The sequence below is a fragment of the Roseomonas sp. WA12 genome (assembly GCF_054165765.1).
Window position 1 is genome coordinate 595,549 of record NZ_CM135108.1, and the last position, 18,377, is coordinate 613,925.

An 18,377-nucleotide genomic window follows, 5' to 3' on the forward strand; every position below is an offset into this window, starting at 1 on the left:
GATGTCCGCGACGACCCCGGTTCAGGTCGAAGTCACCTTCCTCCGCATGCAGCGCCCGCCGGCTGACCCGCCGGCGGTGTTGCCGCCTGAGGTGGCCGTGGCGAAGGTCACGGGCTGCTCCGTGCCGTTTTACCGCTACCTCTACGACACGGTCGGGCGCGACTACTGCTGGTGGCTGCGACGCACCCTGCCGGACGAGAAGATCGCGGTCCTTCTCCGCGATCCCGCCGTCTCCATCCATGTCCTCTACCGGGATGGCGAGCCCGCCGGCTTCCATGAGCTGGAGCGGCGCTGGGACGGCACGACCAACCTCTCCTATTTCGGTCTCATGCCACACGCGATCGGCCACGGGCTGGGCCGCCTCTTCCTGCGCCACGCGATTGACACCGCCTGGGCCGGTCCCTGCTCCATTCTCACCGTGAACACCTGCACGGCCGACCACCCGCGCGCCCTGCCCAACTACATCGCCGCCGGCTTCAGCCCGGTGCGCCGGGTGCGCGAGGAATGGCCGGTGCCGACGAATCTCGGGCTGCGCCTGCCGCCGCGCGCCGGCTAGCCATCCCCGCATCGCCCGCCGGTTGACCCGGCCGGGCGCGCGCACCTAGCCTTCCGGCAAACAAAACACCGGAGGATTTGTGCCATGGACCGCAGAAGCATGCTTGGCGCCCTCGCGGCCACGCCGGCCGCGGCCACCCTCGCGCAGGCGCAAACGGCCCCGGCCCCTGCCGCGACCCCTACGGCCCCGAAGACCTATGTTCTCGTCCATGGCGCCTATGGCGGCGGCTGGATCTGGCGCGACGTGGCCGCCGGCCTTCGCCGCCTGGGCCATGAGGTCCGTACCCCCACCCAGACCGGCCTTGGCGAGCGCAGTCACCTCATGTCCCGCCAGATCACGGTGGACACGCATATCGAAGACGTGGCCAACGTCATCCAGACCGACGAGCTGCGCGACATCATCCTCGTCGGCCATTCCTACGGCGGCGTGGCCGTAACCGGCGTTGCGGACCGGCTGACCGACCGCATCCGCCACATCGTCTATCTCGACGCGTTGATCCCGGAGAACGGCGAGAAGGTCTTCGACATCCTGCCCACCGGCATGGCCGACGGCCGCCGGCAGGTGGCGCGGGAGCAGGGCGGCGGCGTGGCCTTGCCCGTGCCCGGCCCCGACGGCTTTCCCATCCCCGCCAGCCCCAACAAGGACTGGTTCATGCGCCGCCTGCGCCCGCACCCCATCGGCACCTATGAGAGCCCGATGCGCCTCTCGAAGCCGGCGGGGGCCGGGCTGCCGGTCACCTATGTCGCCTATACCAACCCTGCCCTCGCCTCGATCGAGCCGAGCCGGCAGCGGGCCAAGGCGAAGCAGGGCTGGCGCTACGTCGATCTGCCCGTACCGCATGACGTGGAGATCCCGGACCCGCAGCGCGTGGTGGACCTTCTTGCCGGGATTGGTTGAGCCGGAAGGGGCGGTGGACGCGCCGTCCCTTAGCCGCGGGGTCTGCGGATACGCTGCCAGATCCAGCGCAGCAGGATCACGACCCAGGCGATGGTGGTCCCGATGACGATGGGCCAGGTGACCAGCATGAACCAGCCCATTATGCCGGTGGTGTAGAGTAGCTCCCCGAGATCGGTGCCAAACGGGCCGGGGCAGGGGTGGATGCTGCTCTCATCCACCCGGCAGTCCAGGGCTCCTGCCACCGCCGAGGTGAACAGCACGGAGAGGAAGGGCGCCCAGCCGAGCAGGGTGACGAGGCCGAGGCCGATCAGCAGCCCCAGCCTGTTCATCGGACGGCCCGGACCGATCCCAGGGGGCAGGCGTGGCGTCAGGGGTTTGTCCGGCCGTGCCGACGCTGAAGGAGCCAGCGGAAGAAGATGACCACCCAGGCGAGGCCGGTGGGTAATGCGATGAGGGCGGCCGGGATCATTAACCAGCCTCCCGCCATAGTCATGCCGTAGAGGCCGGACCCGATATCGCCGAAGGGCGTCGGGCAGGGGCCGGCCGAGCCGCCGATCCGGCAGCCGTAATGGTCTGCCAGGATCAGGCCCGCGGCCCAGAAGGCCGTGGGTGCCCAGCCGATCAGGGTGAGGGCGAGGAGGATCCAGCGCCCCCAGCTCCAGCTCCGCCGGGGAGAGAGGGCCTCGGCCAGCGGGGCCACGGTGGCTACTTCTTCGAGGCGGCCTCAATGCCCTTGAGGATCAGCTCCTCGGCCTGGGCCTTGGTGCCCCAGCCCGTGATCTTCACCCACTTGCCGGGCTCCAGGTCCTTGTAGCGGGCGAAAAAGTGCTCGATCTGCTGGCGCGTGATCTTGGGCAGGTCGTCGCAGGACTGGATGTCCGTGAAGTAGGGATGCAGCTTGTCATGCGGCACGCAGACGAGCTTCTCATCCTGCCCGGCCTCGTCCTCCATCAGCAGCACGCCGATTGGGCGGCAGCGGATGACACAGCCCGGGACCACGGCGGCGGGGATCAGCACCAGCGCGTCGGTCGGGTCGCCGTCATCGGCCAGCGTGCCGGGGATGAAGCCATAGGCGGCCGGGTAGTTCATCGGGGTGAACAGGAAGCGGTCCACCACCACTGCGCCGCTGTCCTTATCCAGCTCGTACTTCACCGAGGAGCCCTCGGGGATCTCGATCACCACGTTGATGTCGTGCGGCGCATCTTTGCCGGTCGGGATCTTCTCGAGGTTCATGCGTCGGTCCTGGGTTGGAGCGCATCGGCGCGGGTGTAAGAGGGTATCGCTGCGCCTCTAGCAGTGGTGGCGCGACCCGGCAATTCGGGTGCGCCGCCCGGGCGCTTGCGGGGCGGCCCGGCGCCCCGCAGCATGGTGCGAACCATGCCCGAAACCCTGGGCCCATGATTCTGGGGAGAGATTGCCATGACCCGTGCCGTGCCCCGCCGCGCGCTGCTCGCTGCCCTGCCAGCGGTTCCGGCCCTGTTCGCCGCAGGCCGCGCCGTTGCCCAGGCCCAGTCGCCGGCCCCGGTTCCCGCCCCCGCAGCACCAGGATCTGGTGCCCTCATCGTCCGCAAGCAGGTCTTCGAGGCCGGTGAGTACCGTACGCGCGGCGGCGGCACCGTGCCGAACGCCCGCGTCGGTTACCAGACCGCGGGCACGCTGAACCCGGCCGGCGACAATGCCGTGCTCATCACCCATTTCTTCTCGGCCAACAGCCACGCCTTCGGCCGCTACGCCCCGAGCGGGCCGGCCGGCTACTGGGACGACATCGTCGGGCCGGGCAAGGCGATCGACACGAATCGATTCTTCGTCGTGTCCTCCGACACGCTGGTGAACCTCAACCTCAACGATACGCAGACCACCAGCACCGGACCCGCGACGCTGGACCCCTCCACCGGCCGCCCCTTCGGGATGAACTTCCCCGTGGTCTCGATGCGGGACTTCATCGAGGTGCAGAAGCGTTTGCTGGACAGCCTGGGCGTCAAGCGCCTGGCGCTTGTGGCCGGGCCGTCGATGGGTGCGCTGCAGGCCATCGAATGGGCCTGCGCCTATCCGGAGATGGTCGACCGCGTGATGCCCGCCGTCGGCACCGGCGAGTTCGACGCCTTCCTGATCGGCTGGATGGAGCTGTGGGAATCCCCCATCCGCACGGACCCCAACTGGCGAGGCGGCGACTACTACGGCCAGGGCCGCGAGCCGCCACTGCGGGGTTTGGCGGAGGCGCTGAAAATCGTCACCCTCCAGGCGCGCGATCGCGGCTCCATGGCGATGTTCGGCCGCCGCCCCGTGGAGGGCCAGGACCCTGCCCGCCGCATCAACGACAGCTTCGCCGTGGAGAAGTTCCTGGAGGACGCCGCCACGGCCCGAGCGAAGACCGCCGATGCCAATGCTTTCCTCTATCTCACCCGCGCGAACCAGCTGTTCCTGAACGAGTACCCGGATACGGCAACGGCCCTGGGCCGTAGCCAGGCCCGCTGGCTCGTGGTGCCGGCGCCGGGGGACCGGGTCTTCCCCATCGCCTACAACCGCGACCTCGCCGAGGCCCTGCGCCGCGCCGGGCGACCGGTCGAGGTGGTGGATCTCGAGGGCGGGCTCGGTCACCTCGAGGGCGTCGCGGCGATGGCGAAGGCGGAGGCGCAGATTCGCGCCTTCCTCGCGCCCTGAGCTTTCTCACGCCATCAGGGTGATCTAAGGAGCCTCCTGGGACGGGCCGGTAGCTCAACGGTTAGAGCTGGCCGCTCATAACGGCTTGGTTGCGGGTTCGATTCCTGCCCGGCCCATCCCGCGAACCCCTACCGCCCCAGCAAGCCCCGCAGCAGGTCCTGCACCTGCGGGCGGCGGTCGCGTGGGGCCTCGGCGGGCGGGGGCGGTGGAGCGCCGACCGCAGGGGCTGCCCCACGGGCGAGGGCAAGCTGCCCCGCGCAATCCGCCGCCGGCGGGGGCGCGTTGCGGCCGCCGAGCAGGCCTTCCACCAGATTGCCGATTGCCGCCGCGTTGTCATCGCCGGAGCGTTGGGCCAGGCCGCCCAGCACACCGGCCGCCGCTGCCGTCGCGGCATTCGGATCCACCGAGACTCGCGGGCTGCCGAAGCGGCCGGTGATGCCGAGTGGGGTGGTCAGCGATACCTCGCCCACCCGAATTACCGGGCGCAGGCGGAAGGCGAGGGTTTCGTCCGCCAGGTTGGCCGCGCCGGCGCCGGTGGTGCTCGCCACTCCGGTCTGCACCAGCAGGGCACGAGACTGCGCCACGCCGGAGCCAAGATCGAAGCGCAGGGCGAGGCAGCGGATCTCGGCGGCACTGGCGGTCGTGCCCTCCGGCACGATGCCGCGCAGGGCGGTGGTGGCGCCGGCCAGCAGCCGTGGGTCGAGCCGCCCACCGGTCATCGCGAGGCCGAGATGGCCCTCCAGGCTCCCTGCCAGGGCGCGCAGCCCGCTGCCTGCGCCGCGTAAGGAAAGATCGAGTGCCGCGTGGCCGGAGACGGGGGAGTGCGCGCCGAGGGAGGCGAGCAACGGGGCCGGGTCCACGCCACCCTCTCCGCTGCGGAGATCGAGCGCGAGGCGTGGCGGGGTAGCGCCGGCCTCGGCCAGGATGCTGCCGCTGATCGGACCGCCCGGCGTCGTACCGGCGAACCGCTCGACTTTCAGGGCGCGTCCGTCCAGCACGGCGCGAAGCGAAACCTCCCGCCAATCGGCGCCGCGCAACCGCAGCGCGGCGAGGGTGGCTTCGGCATCCAGGGCCAAGGGGGCATCGCGGATCGCGGAAAGGTCGATCGGGGTGTCAGGAATGACGCGGCCATCGGGCCGGGCCGCTGGCGGTGCCGCCTGAGGCGGCGGGGCAGGGCTCGGTGCGGGGGCGGCCAGTGCCGCTTCTGCGGCGGACGCCGCCGGAGCAGGCGCAAGGAGCGAGTCGGCGTCCACGCGCTCCAGCCGGGCACGGAGGGTGATGCGGGGCAGGGCGCCGTCCTGCCGCCATGTCCCGCTCGCCTCCCCGGCCGCCTCCCTTGAGGTGAGGGTGAAGGCAGGGATCTGTCCGCCTCCGGGCACCACACGCAGCTGCCCCTCCACCACGGCATCGTGCAGCCCGGGCAAGGCAGTGCCGGCACGGGCACCGAGCGCGCGCAGATCGGCGGCCTGCAGCCCGAAGCGCCACTCCGTCCCCTCGATTCCGCCGCCTGCGGCAAGGGCGCCCCGAGCCGTGGCCGAGAGGCCCTCGCCCGTGATGGTGACGGCGAGCGGGATCGCGCCGCCCGCGCGAGCCTCGGCGAGCCGCGGACCCTGGGCGGCGAGGGTGAGCGGGAGCCCGCCAAGATGAAGCGTGCCGTCCAGCGAGATCGGCGCGTCCGGTGTGGCGGAAACCTGGGCGGGGCCTATCCGTAGCGGACGGCCTGCGACGGCGAGTGCCGCCTCCGCAACAGAGACGTGCAGGGCGGTCAGGCCCGCCGCACCGGTTGCCTCGGCCACCAGGGACAGGTTTCGCGCCTCGGGCAGAGCTGTGCCGGGAAGAAATGGGGCGAGGCGTGCAGCGGTGTCGGCCGTGGCCGCGAGCCGCGCCTGCCAGGCATCCGGCCGAAGGGGGAGCGCGAGGGTTCCGTTCGCCTCGGCGTTCATGCCGGGGGCGGAGATGCCGAGGCGAAACGGCCAGTCCCCCGCCGCGCCGGCCAACAGGGTGGCGAGCGGCCCGGTGCCGCCGTTGACGGTGGCGGTGACGCCGCGCGCGACCGCCTGACCCTCAGCGACAATGGCGCGCTCGGCCGTGCGGAGAGTGAGGCGGGGGAGCTCCAGCACTTCCTCCCGGCCCGGACTGCGCCAGGTGACGCGGCCGCGCTCGAGGGCGACGGCGCCGACCTCCAGGCCGAAGGGGTGCGCGGGTTCGGCGGGTGCGGCCGGGGCCGCGCCGGGCGGCGGGGCGTCCGGCTGCGGCGGCCGGGCGAATTGCCAGTTGGCCCGGCCGCCGGCATCCGTCTCGAGGAGAAGGTCGGGCTCGACCAGGGTGAGGCGGCGGAGCTCCACCTGCCGAGAGAGGAGTGGCACCAGGGCCACCTCCACCTCGATCCGCCGGACCCGCAGCATCTCCGGGCGAGAGAAGCCGGGCGGGTTGGCGAGGACGGCCCCTTCCAGCGAGAGCGTCGGCACCAGGGCCGGGCGGAGTGTGACGGCCGAGAGGGTCAGGGCCCGCCCGGTCGCCGCCTCCACCGCCGCCTCGATGCGGGGGCGCAGCGAGTCGGTGCGGAGGAAGGCAAGCAGGGCAGCGTAGCCGGCCAGGGGAAGCCCAACGACGAGAAGGGCAAGGGCGATCAGCCAGGGCCGTGCCCGGCGCAGGCGGCTGCGTGGGACCGGAGAGGGGCCGGAGGTCTCGGTCATGATCCGGTTCCCGGGGTGCGGTTCAGCGGGTCCGCCCGGCGGGCGGGGTGCGAGGACGGTCGAAGCCGAGGAAGGCGAAGCTCTCGTTCATATGGGGCGGCAGCGGTGCCGAGACGGAAAGAGTGCCGCCCTCGGGATGCGGCAGCTCGATCGCGCGGGCATGGAGGTGGAGGAGGTTCGACATCCCCTCCAGATGGGCCGCCGCGCCGCCATACTTGCCGTCCCCCAGGATGGGGGTCTTCAGCGCCGAGGCCGCATGGACGCGGATCTGGTGGGTGCGGCCAGTCAGCGGGTTCATCTCCAGCCAGGAGACGTGCTTGCGGGCATTGTCCACCACGCGGAAGTCGGTAATGGCGACTGAGGCGTCATCGCCCTCCTCCGCGGGGGCGGTCCGTTCGCCGCGGGGACCGCCCTGCTTCGTCAGGGGCATGTTGATCCGCCCCGAGAGCGGGTGGGGGCGGCCGACAACCAGCGCCCAATAGGTCTTGCGCGCGTCCCGCCCGCGGAAGGCGGCAGCGAGCTTCGCGGCGGCGGCGCCGTTGCGCGCGAGCAGCAGCACACCGGAGGTGTCGCGGTCCAGCCGGTGGACGAGGCGCGGGCGGTCCTCATGGCCGAAGCGCAGCGCGTCCAACATGCCGTCCAGATGACGCTCGATGCCCGGGCCGCCCTGGACGGGGAGGCCGTGCGGCTTGTCGATCGCGATCACCGAATCGTCCTGGTAGATGATCAGCCGCTCGAGCATGGCCGCGTCGCGCTCGGAAAAGGCGCGGTGGGCCGGGGCAGGCGGCGGCGCATCGGGCAGGGGCGGTACCCGGATCTGCTGGCCGGGGACGAGGCGCGTGCCGGTCTCCGCCCGCTTGCCGTCCACGCGGACCTGGCCGGTGCGGAGCATCTTCTGCAATGCCCCCTGGTTGATGTGGGGGTGATGGCGGCGGAACCAGCGGTCGAGGCGGAGATCGGCCTCGCCTTCGGCGACGGTGATGAGGGCAATGGTCATGGCAGGGCGTGTCTAGCACCCCCTCGGCCCTGGCATGCACCCCGCAGGCCTTCGCCGGCGGCCGGCCTTCCCGCAAGCTCGCGCGATGAGCAGGGATTTTTCGCCGATTCACACCCCGCGCCTGGCCCTGCGCCTGGCGGAGAGCGCCGATGCCGCACCGCTCGCGGCCCTGATGACCGGCACCATCTCCGCCCGACTGGCCTCCTGGGGAATGCCCTGGACGGCGGAGCGGATGGCGGACCGGATCGCCTGCTGGCGCCCGATCGGCCTGCCCTGCGTGGTGGAACGGCGGCCGAACGGCGCGCTGGTCGGCTGGGTTCACGCCCTTCGCCGGCACGACAACCGGGCCCGCGCCGCCATGGGGTGGTGGTGCGCCGAGGCCCATCAGGGCCAGGGCTTCCTGCGGGAGGCCGCCGCCGCGCTTCTGCCCGTGGCCTTTGCAGAGCTGGATGTCCCGGTGATCGAGGCCGCCGCGCAGCCCGACAACCATGCCTCCTTCGCGGTCATGCGCGCCCTCGGGATGCAGCCGGGCGGCGAGCGCCTCATCCACGCGGCCGCGCGCGGGCGGGACGAGCGGGTGGTGGTCTGGGAGGTGAGGCGGGACGGCCGCCCGGTCCTCAGACCGAGAAGTTGAAGGCGACCGAAATGCGCGGGCGCGTGCCCCGGTACTCGCGCACGCCATGCACCAGCTAGGCCGGGAAGACGATCATCATGCCGCTCTCCGCCGTGACGTAATCCGTGAGCCCGGCGCTGAGGCAGCCGGGGATGGCCATGCGGAGTTGCGGGGCGAAGAAGCCCGGCAGGATGCCGCGGGGATCGTGGATCTCGAACTCGCCGCCCGGCCCGTCGCCGGCATCCACCCAGTACGCCGGACCAGAAGGCGGCGGGATGGTGGTGCGGGTGGTTGGAGTGGCCGGTGCAGTTGATGCTGGCCCAGGCGTTGCTGCGCGAGCGCGGCATCCCCTCGCGCTCCGCACCCTCGGCGGTGCGCAGGCGGGTGATGCCGTTCACCAACCCGGTTGCGGCATCCAGCAGCGAGGCACCGGCGGGGCCGGACCAGGTCCAGAAGTCATCGTCCGACTGCCAGCCCCCGCAGTTGTTGCGGGTGACGCCATCCGACATGCCGGCCTGGGCGAGGATGGCCGGGCGCAGGCGGGCGTTGAGGTCCTCGGCGTCATTCACCGGGGCCATCAGGAGCGGCGTCGGGAACAGGTTCCGCAGGCGGAATTCGCGCGCGCTGAAGGACAGCGGCTTGGCCTCGAAGGGATCCTGGGCGGGGAGGATGTCCATGGCGCTGCGTCCTGCGGCTCGGGCGGGCAGGATGGCGCAGGGAACGCTTTCGGAAGGTTAAGGCCAGGCCGGGGCTTGCGCGGGCGGGGCGGGTTCCCGAACTTCGCGCGCCAAGAGGGAGACCGCATCATGTCCGTCAGGGCCACAGCCCCCGTTGATCCGCAGGACCTTGCCCTCGTGCGGGAGTGGTTCCGGCTGCTGGCCGAGCATGTGCGGGCGGTGGATCTTGCCCCGGCCCGCGTGCTGTTCGCCGAGGACTTCATCGCCTTCGGTACCTACAGCGACTTCGTCCCGGGTCGGGACGAGGCCGAGCGGAACCAGTGGCGCAAGGTGTGGCCGACCATCGACGGCTTCACCTGGCGGCTGGACAATGTGCTGGCCGTGGTCTCGCCCGACCGGCTGCAGGCCACGGGCATGGGCGTGTGGGACTCGACTGGATACCACCCGGACGGGACGCCCTTCGACCGGCCGGGCCGCGCCACCGTTGCCCTGGCACGCGAGAGGGTGGGCGATCCCTGGGTGGCGACGCACACGCATATGTCGCTGTTCCGCGGCACGCCGGACGTGTCGTACGGGAAGAAGCCGTCTCGGAGCTGAGGCAGCGCCTCAGCGGCGGCCCTGGCGAAGCTCCTCTCGCAACTCCTCCAGCCGATCGAGGTGCCGCGCCACGCGGGCCTCGGCGCCCCGCTCGGTCGGGCGATAGAGGCGCATGCGCCCCATGCCCTCGGGGAAGTAGTTCGCGCCCGAGAAGCCCTCCTCGGTGTCGTGGTCATAGGCGTAGTCGCGGCCGTAGCCGAGGGACTTCATCAGCTTGGTGGGCGCGTTGAGGATGTTGGGCGGGGGCATGAGGCTGCCGGTCTCGCCGGCCAGGGCCTGGGCGGCCTTCCATGCGGTGTAGGCGGCGTTGGACTTCGGCGCGGCGGCGAGATGCAGCACCAGTTGCGCCAGGGCCAGCTCGCCCTCCGGGCTGCCGAGGCGCTCGTAGCTCTCCCAGGCGCCGAGGGCGAGGGTGAGGGAGGCCGGGTCAGCGGCGCCGACATCCTCGGAGGCGAAGCGGAGCAGGCGGCGGGCGATGTAGCGCGGGTCCTCGCCACCCTTGATCATCCGCGCGAACCAGTAGAGCGCCGCATCGGGATCGGAGCCGCGCAGCGACTTATGCAGCGCGGAGATGAGGTTGTAGTGCTCCTCCCGATCCTTGTCGTAGAGCGCGGCGCGCTTCGCCAGCAGGGATGACAGCCCGGCGGGGTCGAGCGGCTTCGTGCCGGCGGGCAGGGCCTGCAGTTGCTCGGCCATGTTGAGCAGGTAGCGGCCGTCGCCATCGGCCATGGCGCGCAGCGTGGCGCGGGCGGGTTCGTCGAGCGGCAGGGGATGGCCGGCCTCGGCCTCGGCGCGGGTGAGCAGCAGGTCGAGCGCGGGGTCGTCCAGCCGCTTGAGCACCATTACCTGGGAGCGCGAGAGAAGCGCGCCGTTCAGGGCGAAGGAGGGGTTTTCCGTCGTGGCGCCCACCAGCACCACGGTGCCGTCCTCCACCACCGGCAGGAAGCCGTCCTGCTGGGCGCGGTTGAAGCGGTGGATCTCGTCCACGAAGAGCAGGGTGGCGCGGCCGTTGGCGCGACGGGCGCGGGCCTCGTCGAAAGCCCGTTTGAGGTCGGCGACGCCGCTGAACACGGCCGAGAGGGCGGTGAAGCGAAGATTCGCCTCCTCGGCCAGCAAACGGGCAATGGTGGTCTTGCCCACCCCGGGCGGACCCCAGAGGACGAGGGAGGCCAGCGCCCCGCGATCCAGCATGCGGCGCAACGCGCCCTCGGGGCCGAGGAGGTGGTCCTGGCCGACGACCTCGGAAAGGGTCTTCGGGCGGAGGCGGTCGGCCAGCGGGCGGGGCCCCGTGGCGGCGGGCGCGCCGGCATCCGGCGGGGCATCGGGGGTGCCAAAGAGGTCGTCCGGGGCGGCGTCGGCAGGGCGGCGGGGCGGCATGCGGGCAGGATAGGGCATGGCGAGGCGCGCTTCGATGGGCCTGCGGCCGATGGGTGGATGTTAACCCGCGCGCGCGCATCCTGCGGACGGGCTAGGTTGCCCCGCAGGAGGACCCACCATGCCCCACACCCGACGCGCCCTCGGCGCCGCGCTGCTCGCACTTCCGGCGTTGCAGATCCGGCCGGCCCAGGCCCAGACGCCCTTTCCCAGCCGCTCCATCCGCCTGCTGGCGCCCTACACCCCGGGCGGCGGGGTGGACACGACCGCGCGGCTGCTGGGCGGGCCCATGGGGGCCGCGCTCGGCCAGACCGTGGTGGTGGAGAACCGGCCTGGCGCGGGGGGAAGTCTCGGCGCCGGCGAGCTGGCCCGGGCACAGCCGGATGGGCACACCATTATGGTCGATGCGCTCGCCCATGTGGTGAACCCCTTCGTGCTGAAGGGCCTGTCCTTCGACTACGGCACCGCCTTTACCCCGATCAGCCAAGTGGTGGTGCTGCCGCAACTGCTGGTGGTGGACCCCACGAAGGTGCCGGCGCGGACGGTGCCGGAATTCGTGGCCTGGGCGAAGGGCAAGGACCTCTCCTACGGCTCCTCGGGCAATGCGACGGCCGCGCATCTGGCGGCCGCGCTGTTCCTGCAGCGCGCGGAGCTGGACATCCAGCATGTCCCCTATCGCGGCGGCACTGCGGCGCTGCAGGACGTGTTGGGGGGAGCCCTGGCCTTCGTCTTCGGCACCGTCTCCTCCTCGCTGCAACTGGTGCGGGACGGGCGGCTGCGGGCGCTGGGTGTCACGACGGCTACCCGCATCCCGCCGCTGCCGGAAGTGCCGACCATCGCGGAACAGGGATACCCGGGTTACGAGCTGAACGAGTGGAACGGGCTCTACGCGCCGGCCCGTACCCCCGCGCTGGTGGTCGCCCGGCTGCACGAGGCCGCCCGCGCCGCGCTGGCCGACGAGACGGTGCGCCAGCGGCTGGATGCCCTCGGGGCGATCCCGGTGGGGACCGATCCGGCCGAGTTCGCGGCCTATGTCGCGGCGCAGCGGCGGGCGATGGCCGAGATCGTGCGCAGCGCGAAGATCGAGGTGGGGTGACGCCTCAGCGCCGAGGGGCGCCGAGCCGCGGCTCGGTTCGGGCGCGCCCGGCCTCGGGCCAGGCGGGTGGCGGGGGGATGGGCGGCGTCATGCGCGGTGCCCGGTCCTCCCGCAGCACCATTTCCTGGCGGGGCGGGGGGAGCGGCTCCTCATAGGCTTCTTCCGTGCCGGCCGGGCGGCGGCGAAGGGCCACGGGCTCGGGCAGGCGCAGGGCGAGGCTGCGGATTTCCTGCTGCACGTCGTCCAGCTGAGCCTCAATGGAATCGAGGCGCGACTTCAGGCCGATTACGCTGAAGGGCATCATCAGAAAGGCGGCGAGCACGAGAAGGCCGAGCAGCAGGACGACCAGTCCGCTCCATTCCGGAAGGCCGGGGATGGCCAGCCTGTGGACGAATTCCGAATCCAGCACGCGCCTCGCTCTCCTGCTCTTTGCCCCGCCCGTCGCTCTGCCGTGCGGCTCAGCCGCCCGTCACGCTCATATGGCGGCCGACCGAGGGACGCTGTTCCCGCCCGATGACGAAATCATGCCCCTTCGGCTTGCGCGCAATGGCCGAGAGAATGGCGTCCCGCAAGCCCGCATCGCCGAGCGACGGGTCGCGCAGCGGGGCGCGAAGGTCGGCCGCGTCCTCCTGGCCCAGGCACATGTAGAGCGTGCCGGTGCAGGTCAGGCGCACGCGGTTGCAGCTCTCGCAGAAGTTGTGGGTCATCGGCGTGATGAAGCCGATGCGCCGGCCGGTTTCCTGCACCGTCTCGTAGCGGGCGGGGCCGCCGGTCTGGTGGGTGCTGGGCAGCAGGGTCCAGCGCTCGGCGATGCGGCGGCGGACGGCGGAGAGGGGCAGGTACTGATCGGTGCGGTCGCCGTTGACCTCGCCGAGCGGCATTGTCTCGATCAGCGTCAGGTCGAAGCCGTGCTCGCCGCACCAGGCGATCATTCGATCGTATTCGTGCTCGTTCACGCCTTTCAGCGCGACGGCGTTGATCTTCACCTGCAGGCCGGCGGCCTTGGCGGCAAAGATGCCGTCCAGCGTCTGCTCGAGCTTCCCCCAGCGGGTGACGGCGGCGAAGGTCTCGGGGTCCAGCGTGTCCATCGAGACATTGATGCGCCGCACCCCGGCGCGGAACAGGTCCTCGGCGGTCTTGGTCAGCTGGGTGCCGTTGGTGGTGACAGTGAGCTCTCGCAGCCCGCCTTCCCCGATACGGCTCCCGAGACCCTGGAACAGCTGCATGACCCCGCGGCGCACCAGCGGTTCCCCGCCCGTGAGGCGGATGCGGTCCACGCCCAGGTCGATGAAGGCGCCGCACAGCCGCTCCAGCTCCTCAAGCGTGAGGAGGTCCCGCTTGGGGAGGAAGGTCATGTCCTCGGCCATGCAGTAGACGCAGCGAAGGTCGCAGCGGTCCGTCACCGAGACCCGCAGATAGGAGATCCGCCGGCCGAACGGATCGAGCATGGTCTGGGTCGCTCCTGGGTACCAGTCGGTGATTTGGGCGCCAGACCCGGGTCTCCGCAAGGGGCGGTGAGGTATCGCCCGGGCGGGGCAGCCCCGCGGGATCAGCCCAGCAGGGCGATTCCGCCCGCGGCGAGCAGGGCCAGGAAGGCGAAGCGGCGGTACCAGGCTGGCGGGATGTGATGGAACATCGCGGCCCCGATGCGCACGCAGACCAGCAGGACCGGAAGCAGGGCCGCGGAGCGGAGCAGGGCCGGAAGGTCGATCAGGCCGGTGAACAGCGGCGGCACGATCGAGGCGACTCCGATCACCCCGAAGAACAGGATGAAGTTGGCCCGGTGCCGCCTGGCCTCCTCGGGCCCTGACAGGAAGTAAAGGATGACCGGCGGCCCGGACATGCCTGTGGCCCCCTTGAGCAGGCCGGCCACCGCGCCGACCACGAGGTTCACGCCCAGCGGGCGGGCGCCGTGGTAGCGCCAGGGCGAGAGCAGGACGAAGCCGAAAACGAGGACGAGGGCGCCGATGGCCCGCCGAAGCGTGGCGCCATCGGCCGCGAGAAGGACGAGCGAGCCGAGCGGCATGGCAAGAACGGCGGCGAGGCCGATCGGAACCACCATGCGCCGGTCGGCCTCGCCCAGCGCGCGGGGCAGAAGCTGGGCGGAGACGAGAAGTTCCATGAGCAGGACGACCGGCACGCCGGCGCGCGGCCCCCAAAGGGTGGCGAAGATCGGGGCGAGGAGGATGGCGGTGCCGAATCCGGAATAGCCGCGCATCAGCCCTGCCACCGCCGTGGCGAGGACTGCGAGAAGGAAGGGGATGTTGAGCACGGCCTCGCCGAGGGTCGCCACGAGACCGCTCAAGAGGCGGGTCCGTCCAGGATATCCAGGGTTGTATGGGCCGTGTTGATCAGCAATTTGCCCGCGTGCTCGAAGTTGACCGTGACCCTGTCTCCGATGACGGACTGGACCTGGCCCGTGCCCCAGTCCGGGCGGCCGGGATGGCGCACGAGTTGCCCCGGCTCGAAGATGCTGTCGAACATTGAGTGGATCGCCGATTTTGCGTTTCGGAATTGGGCGGGGCGGCTGCCGCCCACCGTGCGGCTTTACTAGCCATCAAGCTGGGCGGCGGCACAAGCGCCATTCCCCTTTCAGGAGCGCCCATGACGGACGAGCTTTCCCTGGCGCAGGACGTTTGCGCACGCATCTGCCATGACCTCGGCGGACCGTTGGGGGCGCTCTCCGGCGCCCTGGACCTTGCCGAGGCGGCGCCCGACGAGGCGCTGTCCGTTGCGCGCGACGGCGCTGAAGCCATGCGCCGCCGGCTGCGGCTCTGGCGCGCCGCGGCCGGTGCCGGCATCGGTCCGCTCGGCCGGGACGGGCTGGCCGAGCTGCTGGATGGCTCGCTTTCGAATGGTCGGGTGATGATCGATCTCTCGGGCCTGGACGCATCGGTCATGCCTGCCCCGCTGGCGCAGGCGCTGCTTGCCGCGGCGATGGTGGGGAGCGAGGCGCTGCCGCGCGGGGGCCTGGTGCGCGTAGCCGGGTGTGACAGCGAAGTGACGATCACGCCGGAGGGGCGGAACGCCAACTGGCCGCACGCGCTCACGGCCGTGCTGGCGGGGGAGACGGTCACCGGACCGCGGGACGTGGTCGCGCCGCTGCTGCTGAGCCTGTCCGAGGCGGCGGGGATCGTGCTCTCGCTCGCCACGGGGCCGGGGGAGGGAGTCGCGCCGCTGGTCCTGCGACCGGCGCCGGGCGGGCGTGCCGTGGCGGCGGAGGACTGATCGCGACGGCCTGGCCCTGGGCCGGGCCTCTCCGGCTCGCGGCTTCTCCGCGCGGCTTTACGGAATCTTCGTGTCCCCCGGCGATCCTTGCGTGGACAGACCGATCGCGGGGTTCCGATGGACGACTTGATCGCCGACTTCCTCACCGAGTGCGGAGAGGGGCTGGCCGGGCTCGATGCAGCGCTGCTGCGGCTTGAGCGCCACCCGAATGATCCCCAGACAGTCGGCGAGATCTTCCGCCTGATCCACACCATCAAGGGCACTTGCGGCTTCCTCGGCCTCTCCCGGTTGGAGAAGGTGGCGCATGCCGGCGAGAACGTCCTCGGCCGCTACCGGGACGGCTCGCTTTCTGTCACCTCGGGCGGGGTCTCGCTGATCCTGCGGGTGGTGGACCGCGTGCGGGAGATCATGAGCGGGCTGGAGGCCACGGGGTCCGAGCCGGCCGGAGACGATTTGGCGATCATCGCGGAGTTGGACGCGGTCTTCGCCGGCGAGGTGCCGGCGGAGGATGCGGCGCTGGCACCTGCGTCGGTGGCAGTCGGGCCCGTCGTAATGCCTGTTGTGGTGCCGACGAAGTCGAAGCGCCGCGCGGCGAAGCCCAGGGCCAAGACGAGCCCCCAACAGCTTTCCGAGCCGATCGCCGAAGAGTTGGCCGAGCCTGTCGCGATGCCGGCGGCCGAAGTCGCTTCCCCGCCTGTTCCCGTTGCGGCTGCGCTCTCGCCGGCCTCTTCGGTCATGGCTGCTGCAACGGCGCCAAGGGCCAAGTCGGCGCCGCGCCGCAGGAAGGCTGCGCCTGGGGCCGAGTTGCCCGATGAGCCGAACACCGCGCCGCAGTCATCGCCCGGACCGGAAGCGGTGGCTGTCGCCGCCGCTCCGCCCTCCGTGCCGGCCGCGCCACCTGTTGAGCCCGCGACAGCGCCGGCCGGCGAGGCCGTGGCGGTGGCGCAGACGCTGCGGGTGAATGTGGACGTGCTCGAGAGCTTGATGACGCTGGTGAGCGAACTGGTGCTGACGCGCAACCAGCTCCTCCAGCTCTCCCGCGCGCGGGAGGACAGCGCGCTGACCGGGCCGCTGCAACGCCTCTCGCATATCACTTCCGAGCTGCAGGAAGGCGTGATGAAGACGCGTATGCAGCCGATCGGCAATGCCTGGAAGGGCCTGCCGCGGTTGGTGCGGGATCTCGCGCGCGAACTGGGCAAGAAGATCGAGCTCGACATGCGCGGCGCCGACACGGAGCTGGACCGGCAAGTGCTGGAGATGATCCGTGACCCGCTGACGCATATGGTCCGCAATTCCGGCGACCACGGGCTGGAAGGGCCGGTGGCACGGCGAGAGGCCGGCAAGCCGGAGGCAGGGCGCATCACCCTCGATGCCTATCACGAGGGCGGGCACATCATCATTGAGGTGGGCGATGACGGGCGTGGCCTGGCCATCGAGAAGATCCGCGCCAAGGTGCTGTCCCAGGGCCTGGCGACCGAGCAGGAGCTGGCGGGGATGGGAGAGCGCGACATTCAGCGCTTCATCTTCCGCGCGGGCTTTTCCACGGCGGCCGCCGTCACCTCCGTCTCCGGACGCGGCGTCGGCATGGATGTGGTGAAGACCAATATCGAGAAGATCGGCGGCACGATCGACCTGCGCTCACGCGAGGGGAAGGGCACGACCTTCCTTATCAAGATCCCGCTGACGCTCGCCATCGTTTCCGCCCTGATCGTGGAGGCGGGGGGCGAGCGCTTCGCCATCCCTCAGATCGGCGTGGTGGAGCTGGTGCGCGCCGGGGATGGCGTGACGCATATCAAGGACGCGCCGGTGCTGCGGCTGCGCGACCGGCTGCTGCCTCTAGTCTCGCTCTCGCGGCTGCTGCGGCTGGACGAGCGGCCGGATGCGGAGCGGGGCGGCTTCGTCGTTGTCACGCAAGTCGGACAGAACCTGTTCGGCATCATCGTGGACCGTGTCTTCGATACCGAGGAGATCGTGGTCAAGCCGGTCGCGCCGATCCTGCGGCATGTGACCATGTTCAGCGGCAACACCATCCTGGGCGATGGCAGCGTCATCATGATCCTGGACCCGAACGGCATCGCGCGGGCAACCGGCGTGGGCGCGGAGGGCGTGCAAGAGGACCGGCGCGGGACCTCGGTGGCGAATGCCTCCTCTTCGGAGCGGATGTCGCTTCTGCTGTTCCGTGCCGGCGAGGGCGGGCCACGGGCGGTGCCGCTGGGTCTGGTCGCGCGGCTGGAGGACCTGCCGGCCGAGCGGATCGAGATGTCGCATGGGCAGCCCGTGGTGCAGTACCGCGGCGCGCTGATGCCGCTTGTGCCAATGGGTGACGGCTGGATGCCGCCGGTGCAGGGCGGACGCCAGGCGGTGCTCGTCTTCAACGATGGCGGGCGTGCCATGGGCCTTGCCGTGGACGAGATCCTCGACGTGGTTGAGGAGGCGCTCAAGATCGAGAGCGGGCAGGAGCGGCCCGGCTATCTTGGTACCGCGGTGATCGCGGGGCGCGCGACCGAGGTGATCGATTGCGCCTGGTGGCTGCGCCAGGCCGGCGAGGACTGGTTCGGGCCGCAGCGCACGGGCGACCAGCGCCGGCCGCGCCTGCTGGTGGTGGAGGACAGCGCCTTCTTCCGCAACATGCTAGTGCCCGCGCTGGGCGCTGCCGGCTTCGACGTTCTGGCCGCGGCCAGCGGGACGCAAGCGCTGAAACTGCGTGAGGCGGGAGAGGTGTTCGACGCCATCGTCTCCGATATCGAGATGCCCGTGTTGGACGGGCTGGGCCTGGCCCGCGCGGCGCGGGATGGCGGTGCGTGGCAGGCTACCCCGCTGGTCGCGTTGACCTCGCACACCGACGACGCCGCGGTGCGCCGCAGCCGCGATGCCGGCTTCGATCGCCACGTGCCGAAATTCGATCGCGACGCGCTACTGGAGGCGCTGCGCGGATGCCTGAGCGTCGCCCAGCCGTCTGACACGCAGCGCTAATTCGTAGCACCG

General features: G+C 71.3%; 19 protein-coding genes and 1 tRNA gene. 9 read left to right on the forward strand and 11 right to left on the reverse strand.

The genetic code is table 11. The features are described 5' to 3' along the window. The first annotated feature begins 1 nt into the window (after position 1). Both ACVBD7_RS02925 and ACVBD7_RS02930 read left to right on the forward strand, forming a co-directional pair. Positions 2-556 (forward strand): GNAT family N-acetyltransferase, encoded by a 555-nt coding sequence (locus ACVBD7_RS02925; RefSeq protein ID WP_458096021.1) that lies wholly within the window; start codon positions 2-4, stop codon positions 554-556. A gap of 84 nt (positions 557-640) precedes the next feature. Beyond that, a complete protein-coding gene (locus ACVBD7_RS02930; RefSeq protein WP_458096022.1) occupies positions 641-1,453 on the forward strand; it encodes an alpha/beta fold hydrolase in 813 nt (270 codons plus the stop codon). Between the two features lie 29 nt (positions 1,454-1,482). Here the strand turns inward: ACVBD7_RS02930 and ACVBD7_RS02935 are convergent, their stop codons facing one another. Genes ACVBD7_RS02935 through ppa form a run of 3 tightly spaced genes read right to left on the reverse strand, consistent with a single transcriptional unit; the run spans position 1,483 to position 2,686 of the window. Next, entirely contained in the window at positions 1,483-1,782 is a 300-nt protein-coding gene (locus ACVBD7_RS02935) for a hypothetical protein (protein ID WP_458096023.1), read from the reverse strand. Between the two features lie 38 nt (positions 1,783-1,820). Then, complete coding sequence (locus ACVBD7_RS02940; protein ID WP_458096024.1) at positions 1,821-2,153, reverse strand: hypothetical protein; 333 nt, start codon at positions 2,151-2,153, stop codon at positions 1,821-1,823. 5 nt (positions 2,154-2,158) lie between these two features. Continuing rightward, a complete protein-coding gene (gene ppa, locus ACVBD7_RS02945; RefSeq protein WP_458096025.1) occupies positions 2,159-2,686 on the reverse strand; it encodes an inorganic diphosphatase in 528 nt (175 codons plus the stop codon). A gap of 186 nt (positions 2,687-2,872) precedes the next feature. Between ppa and ACVBD7_RS02950 the strand changes: the two genes are divergently transcribed. Both ACVBD7_RS02950 and ACVBD7_RS02955 read left to right on the forward strand, forming a co-directional pair. Further along, positions 2,873-4,114 carry an E22 family MetX-like putative esterase gene (locus ACVBD7_RS02950; RefSeq protein ID WP_458096026.1) on the forward strand — a complete coding sequence of 414 codons (1,242 nt, stop codon included), beginning with the start codon at positions 2,873-2,875 and terminating at the stop codon, positions 4,112-4,114. Positions 4,115-4,157: 43 nt separating this feature from the next. Next, a tRNA-Ile gene (locus tag ACVBD7_RS02955) sits at positions 4,158-4,230 on the forward strand. A 12-nt stretch (positions 4,231-4,242) separates the two neighbouring features. Here the strand turns inward: ACVBD7_RS02955 and ACVBD7_RS02960 are convergent. Continuing rightward, a complete protein-coding gene (locus ACVBD7_RS02960; protein WP_458096027.1) occupies positions 4,243-6,810 on the reverse strand; it encodes an AsmA family protein in 2,568 nt (855 codons plus the stop codon). Positions 6,811-6,832: 22 nt separating this feature from the next. Then, positions 6,833-7,807: an RluA family pseudouridine synthase gene (locus tag ACVBD7_RS02965; RefSeq protein WP_458096028.1), complete on the reverse strand. Its 975-nt coding sequence runs from the start codon at positions 7,805-7,807 to the stop codon at positions 6,833-6,835. Between the two features lie 85 nt (positions 7,808-7,892). On the opposite strand from ACVBD7_RS02965, the gene ACVBD7_RS02970 reads away from it, so the two are divergent. Beyond that, on the forward strand, positions 7,893-8,441 hold the full coding sequence (locus tag ACVBD7_RS02970) for a GNAT family N-acetyltransferase (protein WP_458096029.1): 549 nt from the start codon (positions 7,893-7,895) through the stop codon (positions 8,439-8,441). A 55-nt stretch (positions 8,442-8,496) separates the two neighbouring features. Here the strand turns inward: ACVBD7_RS02970 and ACVBD7_RS02975 are convergent, their stop codons facing one another. Further along, positions 8,497-8,667, reverse strand: coding sequence for a hypothetical protein (locus ACVBD7_RS02975; protein WP_458096030.1), 171 nt, complete (start codon positions 8,665-8,667; stop codon positions 8,497-8,499). A gap of 559 nt (positions 8,668-9,226) precedes the next feature. Here ACVBD7_RS02975 and ACVBD7_RS02980 point away from each other — a divergent pair. Then, on the forward strand, positions 9,227-9,694 hold the full coding sequence (locus ACVBD7_RS02980; RefSeq protein WP_458096031.1) for a YybH family protein: 468 nt from the start codon (positions 9,227-9,229) through the stop codon (positions 9,692-9,694). Between the two features lie 9 nt (positions 9,695-9,703). On the opposite strand, the gene ACVBD7_RS02985 is transcribed toward ACVBD7_RS02980, so the two are convergent. Further along, positions 9,704-11,071, reverse strand: coding sequence for a replication-associated recombination protein A (locus tag ACVBD7_RS02985; protein WP_458097622.1), 1,368 nt, complete (start codon positions 11,069-11,071; stop codon positions 9,704-9,706). A 118-nt stretch (positions 11,072-11,189) separates the two neighbouring features. Between ACVBD7_RS02985 and ACVBD7_RS02990 the strand changes: the two genes are divergently transcribed. After that, entirely contained in the window at positions 11,190-12,164 is a 975-nt protein-coding gene (locus ACVBD7_RS02990) for a Bug family tripartite tricarboxylate transporter substrate binding protein (protein ID WP_458096032.1), read from the forward strand. A 4-nt stretch (positions 12,165-12,168) separates the two neighbouring features. On the opposite strand, the gene ACVBD7_RS02995 is transcribed toward ACVBD7_RS02990, so the two are convergent. The 4 genes from ACVBD7_RS02995 to ACVBD7_RS03010 all read right to left on the reverse strand — a co-directional run bounded on the left by ACVBD7_RS02995 (position 12,169) and on the right by ACVBD7_RS03010 (position 14,648). After that, positions 12,169-12,573 carry a hypothetical protein gene (locus ACVBD7_RS02995; RefSeq protein ID WP_458096033.1) on the reverse strand — a complete coding sequence of 135 codons (405 nt, stop codon included), beginning with the start codon at positions 12,571-12,573 and terminating at the stop codon, positions 12,169-12,171. A 49-nt stretch (positions 12,574-12,622) separates the two neighbouring features. Next, positions 12,623-13,612, reverse strand: a complete 990-nt coding sequence (gene moaA / locus ACVBD7_RS03000) for a GTP 3',8-cyclase MoaA (protein WP_458096034.1) — start codon at positions 13,610-13,612, stop codon at positions 12,623-12,625. Positions 13,613-13,713: 101 nt separating this feature from the next. After that, entirely contained in the window at positions 13,714-14,469 is a 756-nt protein-coding gene (locus tag ACVBD7_RS03005; protein WP_458096035.1) for a sulfite exporter TauE/SafE family protein, read from the reverse strand. Beyond that, complete coding sequence (locus tag ACVBD7_RS03010; protein ID WP_458096036.1) at positions 14,466-14,648, reverse strand: DUF3553 domain-containing protein; 183 nt, start codon at positions 14,646-14,648, stop codon at positions 14,466-14,468. Before ACVBD7_RS03010 ends, ACVBD7_RS03005 begins: the two co-directional genes overlap by 4 nt. A 120-nt stretch (positions 14,649-14,768) precedes the next feature. Between ACVBD7_RS03010 and ACVBD7_RS03015 the strand changes: the two genes are divergently transcribed. Further along, on the forward strand, positions 14,769-15,392 hold the full coding sequence (locus tag ACVBD7_RS03015) for a histidine phosphotransferase family protein (RefSeq protein ID WP_458096037.1): 624 nt from the start codon (positions 14,769-14,771) through the stop codon (positions 15,390-15,392). A gap of 117 nt (positions 15,393-15,509) precedes the next feature. Next, positions 15,510-18,365: a chemotaxis protein CheW gene (locus tag ACVBD7_RS03020; protein ID WP_458096038.1), complete on the forward strand. Its 2,856-nt coding sequence runs from the start codon at positions 15,510-15,512 to the stop codon at positions 18,363-18,365. Positions 18,366-18,377 lie beyond the last annotated feature (12 nt).

Bases quoted from the DNA above. Each gene is read 5' to 3' on its own strand.
- ACVBD7_RS02925 (WP_458096021.1), top strand. From the start codon at position 2: ATGTCCGCGACGACCCCGGTTCAGGTCGAAGTCACCTTCCTCCGCATG.
- ACVBD7_RS02930 (WP_458096022.1), top strand. From the start codon at position 641: ATGGACCGCAGAAGCATGCTTGGCGCCCTCGCGGCCACGCCGGCCGCG.
- ACVBD7_RS02935 (WP_458096023.1), bottom strand. From the start codon at position 1,782: ATGAACAGGCTGGGGCTGCTGATCGGCCTCGGCCTCGTCACCCTGCTC.
- ppa (WP_458096025.1), bottom strand. From the start codon at position 2,686: ATGAACCTCGAGAAGATCCCGACCGGCAAAGATGCGCCGCACGACATC.
- ACVBD7_RS02950 (WP_458096026.1), top strand. From the start codon at position 2,873: ATGACCCGTGCCGTGCCCCGCCGCGCGCTGCTCGCTGCCCTGCCAGCG.
- ACVBD7_RS02960 (WP_458096027.1), bottom strand. From the start codon at position 6,810: ATGACCGAGACCTCCGGCCCCTCTCCGGTCCCACGCAGCCGCCTGCGC.
- ACVBD7_RS02965 (WP_458096028.1), bottom strand. From the start codon at position 7,807: ATGACCATTGCCCTCATCACCGTCGCCGAAGGCGAGGCCGATCTCCGC.
- ACVBD7_RS02970 (WP_458096029.1), top strand. From the start codon at position 7,893: ATGAGCAGGGATTTTTCGCCGATTCACACCCCGCGCCTGGCCCTGCGC.
- ACVBD7_RS02980 (WP_458096031.1), top strand. From the start codon at position 9,227: ATGTCCGTCAGGGCCACAGCCCCCGTTGATCCGCAGGACCTTGCCCTC.
- ACVBD7_RS02985 (WP_458097622.1), bottom strand. From the start codon at position 11,071: ATGCCGCCCCGCCGCCCTGCCGACGCCGCCCCGGACGACCTCTTTGGC.
- ACVBD7_RS02990 (WP_458096032.1), top strand. From the start codon at position 11,190: ATGCCCCACACCCGACGCGCCCTCGGCGCCGCGCTGCTCGCACTTCCG.
- moaA (WP_458096034.1), bottom strand. From the start codon at position 13,612: ATGCTCGATCCGTTCGGCCGGCGGATCTCCTATCTGCGGGTCTCGGTG.
- ACVBD7_RS03010 (WP_458096036.1), bottom strand. From the start codon at position 14,648: ATGTTCGACAGCATCTTCGAGCCGGGGCAACTCGTGCGCCATCCCGGC.
- ACVBD7_RS03015 (WP_458096037.1), top strand. From the start codon at position 14,769: ATGACGGACGAGCTTTCCCTGGCGCAGGACGTTTGCGCACGCATCTGC.
- ACVBD7_RS03020 (WP_458096038.1), top strand. From the start codon at position 15,510: ATGGACGACTTGATCGCCGACTTCCTCACCGAGTGCGGAGAGGGGCTG.